Source organism: Photorhabdus antumapuensis, assembly GCF_020387775.1.
GTDB lineage: Bacteria > Pseudomonadota > Gammaproteobacteria > Enterobacterales > Enterobacteriaceae > Photorhabdus > Photorhabdus antumapuensis.
Window position 1 is genome coordinate 492 of record NZ_JAHZMK010000048.1, and the last position, 9,379, is coordinate 9,870.

7 protein-coding genes are annotated in these 9,379 nt (G+C 40.3%); 3 read left to right on the forward strand and 4 right to left on the reverse strand.

Annotation, left to right across the window (positions count from 1 at the left end; genetic code table 11):
• Positions 1–31 precede the first annotated feature (31 nt).
• Together KZ793_RS17090 and KZ793_RS17095 are read left to right on the forward strand one after the other, a co-directional pair.
• Positions 32–985 carry a methyltransferase gene (locus KZ793_RS17090; RefSeq protein ID WP_225816428.1) on the forward strand — a complete coding sequence of 318 codons (954 nt, stop codon included), beginning with the start codon at positions 32–34 and terminating at the stop codon, positions 983–985.
• A gap of 574 nt (positions 986–1,559) precedes the next feature.
• Positions 1,560–2,516: a methyltransferase gene (locus KZ793_RS17095; protein WP_225816429.1), complete on the forward strand. Its 957-nt coding sequence runs from the start codon at positions 1,560–1,562 to the stop codon at positions 2,514–2,516.
• A gap of 150 nt (positions 2,517–2,666) precedes the next feature.
• Here the strand turns inward: KZ793_RS17095 and fdoI are convergent, their stop codons facing one another.
• The 3 genes from fdoI to fdnG are packed head-to-tail and all read right to left on the reverse strand — an operon-like array spanning position 2,667 to position 7,293.
• Positions 2,667–3,308 carry a formate dehydrogenase cytochrome b556 subunit gene (fdoI, locus tag KZ793_RS17100; RefSeq protein ID WP_225816430.1) on the reverse strand — a complete coding sequence of 214 codons (642 nt, stop codon included), beginning with the start codon at positions 3,306–3,308 and terminating at the stop codon, positions 2,667–2,669.
• Positions 3,305–4,234: a formate dehydrogenase subunit beta gene (gene fdxH / locus KZ793_RS17105; protein WP_118986020.1), complete on the reverse strand. Its 930-nt coding sequence runs from the start codon at positions 4,232–4,234 to the stop codon at positions 3,305–3,307. Before fdxH ends, fdoI begins: the two co-directional genes overlap by 4 nt.
• 11 nt (positions 4,235–4,245) lie before the next feature.
• The gene (gene fdnG / locus KZ793_RS17110) at positions 4,246–7,293 is read right to left on the reverse strand and encodes a formate dehydrogenase-N subunit alpha (protein ID WP_225816431.1); all 3,048 of its coding nucleotides are present in this window, start codon (positions 7,291–7,293) and stop codon (positions 4,246–4,248) included.
• A 181-nt stretch (positions 7,294–7,474) separates the two neighbouring features.
• On the opposite strand from fdnG, the gene fdhD reads away from it, so the two are divergent.
• The gene (fdhD, locus tag KZ793_RS17115; protein ID WP_225816432.1) at positions 7,475–8,308 is read left to right on the forward strand and encodes a formate dehydrogenase accessory sulfurtransferase FdhD; all 834 of its coding nucleotides are present in this window, start codon (positions 7,475–7,477) and stop codon (positions 8,306–8,308) included.
• Between the two features lie 42 nt (positions 8,309–8,350).
• Here the strand turns inward: fdhD and KZ793_RS17120 are convergent, their stop codons facing one another.
• Positions 8,351–9,118: a transferase gene (locus tag KZ793_RS17120; protein ID WP_225816433.1), complete on the reverse strand. Its 768-nt coding sequence runs from the start codon at positions 9,116–9,118 to the stop codon at positions 8,351–8,353.
• Positions 9,119–9,379: the final 261 nt, after the last annotated feature.

Here is a 9,379-nt window from a genome sequence, read left to right on the forward strand (position 1 = left end):
TTGAAAGATAACGGGTATAAAGGATAACGCTATGCTAATCGATCTTATTACATCATGTAGAAAATCAACCGCAATTTATGCTTTTGTTGATATGGGTTTATCTGTTCACTTTAAAGATGGGGTCTGCGTAAATATCAGAGAAATTTCCCGTCAATACGGTCTTGATTATTCTCGCTTTAGCCGGTTATGTGAATATTTAATCAAAATAGGGGTATTGGTTAGCAGCAATGCGGGAGTTGCACTTTCTGAGGAGTGCAGTGCACTTGCCGATCCTGAAAGTATGGAATCATTGATGATAAGGTGCGAAGTTAGCCCAGAATATTGGAACGCTTGGTCAATGTATTCAAAATCCTTATATGAGAATAATAGCAAAACGGCATTTGAAATAGCGCATGGAAAACCATTCTTTGAATATTTGGATAATCATGAATTGTTCAGATCAAATTTTGATTCTTTTATGTCAAAAAACTCGGACAAAATAATAGAGAAAATACTTGATATTTATGATGTTAGTCAACACAACAGAATATTAGATGTTGGAGGAGGAGAAGGAAAGCTTTTAATAAGAATGAATGAAAAAATAAAAGGAAAACATTATGCTGTATTGGACAGATATAATGAAACTCCTGTTTTAGAAGATATTGAATTTATAAATGGAGACTTTTTTAAGTCAGTTCCATCCGGTTATGATTTATATATTTTAAAGAATATTATCCATAATTGGTCTGATAATAACGCAGTATTAATTTTGCAGAACTGCCGAAAAGCTATGGATGATAATGCAACTGTTTTGTTGATAGGTACGGTGAAAACATCACAATTAGAAATAATTGACTCTACGGATATATTAATGGATGTACTATTATTAGGTAAAGAGCGTTATTTGAATGAATTAGCAGATTTAGCTCACCAGGCAGGATTTGTCGTTAAAGGTATCAAAGATATAAATGAAAAATATTCAATCATAGAGTTAGGTGTAAAATAAATTACAGATAATTATGGAACTTCACATAAATAGTTATATGGATATTTTTTCGCTGAAAACAGATATAACAAGTATGGCATCAAAATATCTGATGCTATATTTCCATCTTATATTATTGAATCAAAATTAATTAATAATGGGTAGGGTATGAATACCTTTCATTGATGATATTTGAAGAGGAAATCATTGACGTTTATTTTCCTGTTGCGAATACCTTATAATTTTTCAGGTTTTATAATTATTTATTTCTTCTATAAATGAATGTAAATAGTAATATATATACTACGTTATTTTCTTATATTTAATTATCAAGAGTTATGAGAGTAGCTAATTGTGATCTTTGTCATTTATTTTTGTGATTTATTTTTGTCAAATTTAATATAATCTGGTAGCTTACTTTTAACAATGCGGAAGCAAAGTAAACTGCACCTTTACGTGAAAAGATAACAAAGTTAATAATTACATTTTGTTTCAAATAGGTTGTTGCGATATCCAATCTATCATCATGCTATTTCTTGGATTTTGGATAAAATACTTAATTTTCTCATAATATACAGATATAAAGGATGGCTCAATGCTAACTGAATTGATTGCATCAAATAGAAGATCAGCTGCAATTCATGCTTTTGTTGATACCGGATTATCTACTCACTTTAAAGATGGAGTTTATGTCGATATAAGCGAGCTTTCCCGTAAATCTGGTGTTAATTATGCTCGGTTTAGTCGATTATGTGATTTCTTAGTTGAAATGGGGGTATTGGTTAGTAACGATAATAAATTCAGGCTTTCTGATGAGTGTCATGTGTTTGCCGATCCTGAAAGTTTTGAGTCATTCATGATAAAGCTTGAAATTTGCTCAGATTATTGTAACGGTTGGTTAATGTATGGAAAATCCCTATTTGAAGATGATGGCAAATCGGCATTTGAAATGGCACATGGCAAGCCATTCTTTCAATATTTGGATGGTAACACGTTTCTCAAATCAAATTTTGACTCTTTAATGACAAGACTCTCAAATTTAATAGTTGAGAAGTTACTTGGTATTTATGATTTTAATCAGCACGATAGAATATTAGATGTTGGAGGGGGAGAAGGGAAGCTTTTAGCGAGAATCAGTGAAAAGGTAAAAGGAAAACATTACGCTGTATTGGATAGATATAATGAACTTCCAGTTTCTGACAATATAGACTTTATTAATGGAGATTTTCTAAAGTCAATTCCATCGGGTTATGATTTGTATATTTTAAAAAATATTCTCCATAATTGGTCCGATAGTGATTCAATACTCATTTTAGAGAATTTCCGCAAAGCAATGGATAAAAACTCATCTCTATTATTGATAAATATGGTGAAAGAGCCAGAATTTTCTAGATCTTTCGATCTATTAATGGATATGTTATTTTTAGGGAAAGAGCGTAGTTTTGCTGAATTCGAATATCTGGCTAACCAAGCTGGGCTTGTCGTTCAAGAGACTAAAGTTATAGATCAATCATATTCACCATATTCGTTTATCAAACTACGGATAAAATAAATTGTAGGAACTAAAGGTTATTCCCAAAGATGATTATATGCATATTATGTTTTTGAGGAATAAAAAAGCATCAAAATTTTTTGATGCTTTTTTATGTTAGTGATAAGCAGGATATGACGATCCTGCTTCGATGATTATATTCGAAACGTATTAACGTTTCTCTTCTTGTTGTTCCTGTTTCATTACTTCACGATACCAACGTGGGTGATGTTTCTTCGCCCAACCACGGGTTACCCAACCTTCAACCATTGCCCGGAGAGATCCTTTTACCCAGAATGCTGCATAAGCGTGAACCATAATCGTCAAGATTAAACCAATAGCTGACATTGAATGGATTAACAGCGCAATTCGAATTATCGGAATAGAGAAGAGATTAGCAAAATAGGGACGCCAAATAATAACACCACTGACAGCGAGCAATATCAGGAAAATACTGATAAACCAATAGACCCCTTTCTGACCTAAGTTATACTGGCCAATATCACCAGCTTCCTCATTTTTTACAATCTTATGGATATTTTTAAGCCATACAATGTCATCTTTGTCGATAAAGTTATGTTTAAAATATCTGAAAAACATAAAGATAAATAAAGCAAACATCACTGAACCAACAAATGGATGCAAAATCCGTGACAATTGAGGCGTACCGAAGATATTCATCAGCCAGTTAAAAGAGGGGAAAAAGAATCCTAATCCACTAATGGCGGTAAAGAGAAAACAGAGTACCACCGCCCAATGGTTTATTCGCTCAACGGGTGAGTGACGGATAATAATATCTTTCCTGCCTTTCATCGTTGTTCCTCCCTATTAACTGATTTCTGAGAAGATTCTGCATCACGACGCGCATTTTCCTCGTCTTCTTCCGTCACTCGGTTTGGGCCAATTCCCACATAATGGAAGAGGCTGGCAGCGAATGTGGCAGCAAATCCCACCGCGGCCAGCGGTTTCCAGATACCTTTCCAGAAGGTGACGGTTGGACTAATAGCGGGATTGTCCGGTAAGCCATGATATAGCTGTGGTTTGTTAGCATGGTGTAGTACATACATCACATGAGTACCACCAACACCATCAGGATCGTACAAGCCCGCATGCTCATAACCACGGCCTTTCAACTCACTCACCCGTTCAGCCGCCAAATCTTTCATCGCTTTTTTACTGCCAAAATGGATTGCACCGGTCGGACAGGTTTTCACACAGGCAGGTTCCTGACCGACATTAACGCGGTCAACGCACAGAGTGCACTTATATACCCGGTTATCTTCTTTGTTGATCCTTGGCACATTGAACGGACAACCCGCGATACAATAGCCACAGCCGATACAGTGTTCAGACTGGAAATCAACAATCCCATTTGCATACTGGATAATCGCCCCTTCGGCTGGACAAGCTTTCAAGCAACCCGGATCTGCACAGTGCATACAACCATCTTTACGAATCAGCCATTCCAGTTTGCCGTTCTCTTCAACCTCTGAGAAGCGCATCACGGTCCATGATTTAGCGGTTAAATCCGCCGGGTTATCATAAACACCAACGTTATAACCGATTTCATCACGAATATCGTTCCACTCAGAACAGGCCACCTGACAAGCTTTACAACCGATACAGGTTGTCACATCAATCAGCTTCGCAACGCTCTCTTGGTCATCCCGCACCCGTGGTGCAGGAGTAAAAGAATTTGTGGCAGAGCGACGAACAATGTCTTGGGTTTGTAATGACATAATTTTTCCCCTTACACTTTTTCCACATTAACCAGGAACGCTTTGAATTCAGGCGTTTGGGTGTTCGCATCACCAACAAATGGTGTCAATGTATTGGCAATAAAGCCTTTCTTCGCTGCCCCTTCAAAGCCCCAATGAATAGGAATACCAATAGTATCCACTTCACGACCGTGTACATTCAGGGTACGAATACGTTTGGTGACAACCGCTTTCGCCTTGATGTAACCACGATTAGAGCTAACCTTGACGGTATCACCGTGTTTGATGCCTTTCTTTTCCGCCAGTTTTTCACCGATTTCCACAAACTGTTCAGGTTGGATAATCGAATTCAACAATGCATGTTTTGTCCAATAGTGGAAATGTTCTGTCAAGCGGTAAGTCGTTCCTACATAAGGGAATTTATCTGCTTTACCCATTGCTTCAAAGTCGCTTTTGAACACGCGGGCTGCCGGGTTGGATACCACATTCGGATGCAGCGGATTGGTCCCCAATGGTGTTTCAAAAGGTTCATAGTGTTCAGGGAATGGTCCTTCCGCCATCTTATCAATAGCAAACAGACGCGCCATACCTTCCGGTTGCATGATAAATGGACCAACATCCGTTTCCGGCGCCGCCACGCTGTAATCAGCAGTATCGACACCACCCCACTTAATACCATCCCACGTCAGTAACTGACGTTTTGGGTCCCACGGTTTACCCCGGGGATCAGCTGATGCGCGATTGTACAAAATACGACGATTTAACGGCCATGCCCATGCCCAACCTAGCGTATTTCCCAATCCTGACGGATCAGAGTTATCACGACGGGCCATCTGGTTACCTTCTGGTGTCCAGCTTCCAGCAAAGATCCAACAGCCACTAGCGGTAGTACCATCATCACGTAGCTGCGCAAAAGAGGTTAATTGCTGACCTTGTTTCACTATGACGTTGCCATCAGCATCAACCAGATCAATCAGTGCCCGGCCATTACTCTCTTGAGCCACCTCTTCTGATGTGGGGCTATCTGGGTTGAAGTAATCCCAGGTCATGTTCAGCACCGGCTCTGGTGATGCGCCGCCTTCAGCACGGTACAGATCCCGCAGACGTTTGAAGATACCAGAAAGGATTTCACTATCACCGATAGCTTCTCCCGGCGCATCCGCCCCTTTCCAGTGCCATTGCAACCAGCGACCAGAGTTAACAATTGAACCGTTTTCCTCAGCAAAACAGCAACATGGCAGGCGGAAAACTTCTGTCTGAATTTTGGATGAATCGACTTCGTTAAATTCACCGTGGTTCTGCCAGAAAGTTGAAGTTTCAGTATTAAGCGGGTCGATAGTGATCAGGAATTTCAGTTTCGACAGTGCACCAACGACTTTGTTTTTATTCGGAAAAGAAGCTACTGGGTTAAAGCCCTGACAAATATAGCCATTTACTTCACCTTTCGACATCATGTCAAAAAATTGCAGAACATCATAACCTTTGTCCCACTTCGGCAGCCAGTCAAAACCCCAGTCGTTATCTTTATGGGCGTTATCACCGTAGAAACTCTTCATCAGACTGATAAAGAATTTTGGGTAGTTACCCCAATAGTTAACTTGACCCGGCCGCATTGGTTTTGGCGTGTTTGCCTGGAGATAAGTTTGCAAATCAGCCTGTTTCTCCGAGGGGAGTGTCAGATATCCCGGCAAGCTTTGCGACAACAACCCCAAGTCAGTCAATCCCTGAATATTCGAGTGACCACGCAATGCATTAATACCGCCACCCGCCATCCCCATGTTGCCCAGCAGTAGCTGGATCATTGCCATAGTCCGGATATTCTGTGCACCAACTGAGTGTTGAGTCCAACCCAGTGCGTACAGGAAAGAAGCGGTCTTATCCTTAACACAAGTTTCTGCAATATATTCACAGACTTTCAGGAAATCCTCTTTTGGCGTACCGCAAATATTACTGACGACATCGGGCGTGTAACGACTAATGTGCTCTTTTAACAGGTTCCATACACAACGTGGGTGTTTAAGTGTGATATCACGTTGAGCAAAGCCATTTTCATCCAGTACATAGTTCCAACTGGTTTTATCGTATTGACGTTTTTCTGCATCATAACCACTGAACAGACCATCATCGAACGAGTAATCTTCACGCACGATCAGGCTGGCGTTGGTATACGCCTCGACATATTCATGATTAATCTTATCGTTGGTCAGTAGGTATAAAATGACACCTGACAAGAAAGCAATATCAGTACCAGAACGGATTGGGGTATAGAAATCCGCCACAGATGCTGTACGGGTAAAACGCGGATCAATCACGATTAACTTAGCGTTATTATGGATTTTGGCTTCTATTGCCCAGCGAAATCCTACAGGATGCGCTTCGGCAGCATTACCACCCATAACGACGATCAGATTCGCGTTCTTGATATCAACCCAGTGGTTGGTCATCGCACCGCGACCAAATGTTGGAGCAAGACTTGCTACCGTTGGTCCGTGTCAGACACGTGCTTGGTTGTCTACGGCGAGCATGCCGAGAGCGCGACTAAATTTTTGCGATAGATAACCTGTTTCGTTACTGGCAGCAGATGCACACAGCATACCGGTTGTCAGCCAACGATTGACTGTCACGCCTTCTTGATTGGTTTTAATGAAATTGGCATCACGGTCTGCTTTCATTAGGTTAGCAATGCGATCAAATGCTTCATGCCAAGTAATACGTTGCCATTTGTCAGAACCCGCAGCACGATATTCCGGGTATTTCAGGCGGCTTTCGCTATGAATAAAATCAACCAAACCAGCCCCTTTAGGACAAAGTGCGCCGCGGTTTACCGGGTGATCAGGATCACCTTCAATATGGAAAATAGTTGCTTTCGCATTTTTTGCGCCATCGCCAAGGCTGTACATCAACAGCCCACAGCCGACAGAACAGTATGTGCAGGTATTTCGGGTTTCACGTGCTCGCAACAATTTATAGTTACGCGTTTGTGCAAGGGCTTCGGTTGGTGCAAAGCCCAACGCTGCTACCGTCGTACCTGCCATACCGCCAGCGCAGATTTTAAAGAACTGCCTTCTGCTGACTTGCATGGGAATCTCCTCACTCACATTGTTTTAAACAATACCCATTCCATCATGGGAAAAATTTCGAATGTGTTCTTTCTTATTAAAACTACTTTCCGTAGCGGGATCAGATTTATTGCCTGACAAATAGTATAGACTCTTTTTTCCACACAATTATTGTGTCGTAACACTATTAGGAACTCATCTAATGTATAACGTTAAATCAGGGAAGTTGTTACCATTTGGTGTGATTGAGGGTACAAAAAGAACGAATGTGCAACAAAAATCCGATCCCGACATATTAAAAGCTGATTGGATTGCAGAAGAAGTTCCTGTTGCTTTAGTTTACAACGGTATTTCGCATGTCGTAATGATGGCAAGTCCCAAAGATCTCGAATATTTCGCTATTGGGTTTTCGCTTTCCGAAGGCATCATTGAATTTCAGCACGAGATTCGTGGCATTGATATTATCCCTAATTGTAACGGCGGCATTGAGTTGCAAATAGAACTTTCTAGCCGTCGTTTTGCTGGTTTAAAAGAGCGCAGACGTCATCTGGCGGGACGAACGGGTTGTGGCATCTGCGGTACAGAACAACTTTCTGATATTTTTCGCCCGCTCACCCCGTTGCCTTTCACTCAAACTTTTTCATTAAGCCATCTTGACCATGCTCTCTCTCAACTGACTAACGTCCAAGATATTGGCGCATTGACAGGTTGCACTCATGCAGCAAGTTGGATCAATCCAGAAGGTAAATTATTGGGAGGATGTGAGGATGTAGGTCGTCATGTTGCATTGGACAAAGTGCTAGGGATGAAGGCAAAAACAGGCTGGCAGCAAGGTGCTGTTCTGATATCCAGCCGTGCTAGTTATGAGATGGTACAAAAATCAGCCATCTGTGGTGTTGAAATTTTATTTGCGGTTTCAGCAGCAACTTCATTGGCTGTAGAAATTGCTGATCGATATCATTTAACCTTGGTTGGTTTTTGTAAACCCGGTAAAGCGACTATTTATACCCATGCTGAGAGATTAGTCAGTAAATGAGCCAAAAATATGCAATATGAAAGTTATCGCAATAATGCTAAATCAAACATGCAAGTTGTGAAACATCCATAAGTTGGGCTCAATGTAATAACCCATTTGTTGTTGTACATCTACCATTAGCGGCACTAAGCCACTAGGAATAATATACTGCCCACTTTGCGGAAATTTCATTCCTGTCCATTCCTGCCATTTATCGAGCGTGGCCTTTATATACATTGAGTGCATAGCCGGTTGAATAATCTTTGCTCCCAGGCGCCAATGTGTCCGAATCCAAGGATCAAAAGGTTCATTGTTGTCATTTTTCCATCCACAGTATTGTACAAAATCTTGCAATGGGTAATTTTGTTTCAACGTTGGCCTGACAGGAACAACTAACCCTTCCAGCCCCGCATCAATAGCCGCTTGCTTTAAGCTACTAATAAGTAATGCTGGCAAATTCTTGCCGCGAAATTCAGGAGATATCGTTACCGATAGTGCCGACAACATTTTTGTTGTTTTTTTTCCACGGGCAATCATACCCCTGTGAAAAACTTCATCCCAGCCATTATCCGGCAGTTGCTCTAATGAATCTCCTTCCCAAGGGAAAGGCACCGAATTAGCAGTACCAATTAATTTCTGCTCTTTCCCTTGTTGCAAAATAGCGAATTGTTGGAATTGGCTGAAATCTGGCTCGAATAATTCATCCCAGCCTTCATCATCCGCTGAAGTATTCAGCATAAATAAAGGCCAGTTATTGTAAAGAAGTTCATCCGAGGCACCTTTTAAATCAGGTCGTTGTTTTGCGGATTGAATAATAATGTGTGTTTTCAAGGTGTGATTTCCTGTAAAGGTAATTTGTAGGGTTGATAAATAATTCATTAGTTAATAATTACAATTATATAGAACAGCAATAATATTGATGGATGTAAATAAATAATATGCTTTAAGTAATCGTTACTAAGAACCAAGTAAATAAATTTTATATTTATAATATATTGTTTAAATTTTTATTTATCATGATACGCTTGATTGACGTATCAAGGATATATACCCTTCATCTTTCAAGCTGTTGCTTTGTTGGCTGCTTTCACT